This is a genomic window from Phytobacter massiliensis JC163 (genome assembly GCF_000321045.1).
Classification (GTDB): domain Bacteria; phylum Pseudomonadota; class Gammaproteobacteria; order Enterobacterales; family Enterobacteriaceae; genus Phytobacter_A; species Phytobacter_A massiliensis.
In genome coordinates, this window is the sequence record NZ_CAEO01000179.1 from 1 (window position 1) to 1019 (window position 1019).

General features: G+C 53.3%; 1 protein-coding gene. It reads left to right on the forward strand.

What is annotated here, in order from left to right:
* Positions 1-52 precede the first annotated feature (52 nt).
* Positions 53-1019, forward strand: a 967-nt coding sequence (gene umuC / locus ENTHG_RS00065) for a translesion error-prone DNA polymerase V subunit UmuC (RefSeq protein ID WP_044172003.1), incomplete at its 3' end; no start/stop codon positions are given.

Below are 1019 nucleotides of genomic sequence, written 5' to 3' on the forward strand. Positions count from 1 at the left end.
AAATATTCGGGGTGGTGACGCATATCATCCACCGGCCGCGGGAGATGTTCTGATGTTTGGCCTGGCTGACGTAAATTCCTTTTATGCAAGCTGCGAGAAAGTCTTCAGACCGGATCTGCGAGCCCGGCCGGTCGTCGTTCTGTCGAACAATGATGGCTGTGTAATCGCGAGAAGTGCCGAAGCGAAACAGCTTCAGATCAAAATGGGCATGCCGTGGTTTCAGCTGAAAGAGATACAGTTCCCTGAAAAGGTCCAAGTTTTTTCAAGCAATTATGAGCTTTACGCCTCGATGTCGGCGCGCGTGATGAGCTGCCTTGAGGAACTGGCCCCCAGGGTGGAACAGTATTCGATTGATGAAATGTTCCTCGATATCCGCGGCATTGATGGCTGTACGGAATTTGAAACTTTTGGCCGGCAGCTGCGGGAGCATGTGAGGAACGGCACCGGGCTGACCATCGGTGTCGGGATGGGGCCTACCAAAACCCTGGCGAAATCGGCGCAATGGGCCTCAAAAGAATGGCTCCAGTTTGGTGGCGTTCTGGCCCTGACCGCCGGCAACCCCGGGCGTACGGAAAAACTGCTGTCTCTGCAGCCAGTGGAAGATATCTGGGGGGTTGGCAGGCGAATCGCAAAGAAACTGAATCAGCTTGGAATTACCACTGCGCTGCAGCTGGCACGTATGAACCCGGCGTTTATACGTAAAAACTTTACCGTGGTCCTGGAACGGACAGTGCGCGAGCTGAACGGCGAGGCCTGTATCTCACTTGAAGAGGCACCTCCGGCCAAGCAGCAGATTATATGTAGCAGGAGTTTTGGGGAGAGGATTACGTCTTATGAGGCAATGCGGCAGGCTGTCTGTCAGTATGCCGAGCGTGCAGCGGAGAAATTGCGCGAAGAACGTCAATACTGCCGGCATATCGCCGTGTTTGTGAAAACCTCACCTTTTGCAAGTAATGAAACCTACTACGGTAATGTTGCTAGTGAAAAGCTCCTTACCCCAACCCATGACACTCGCGATA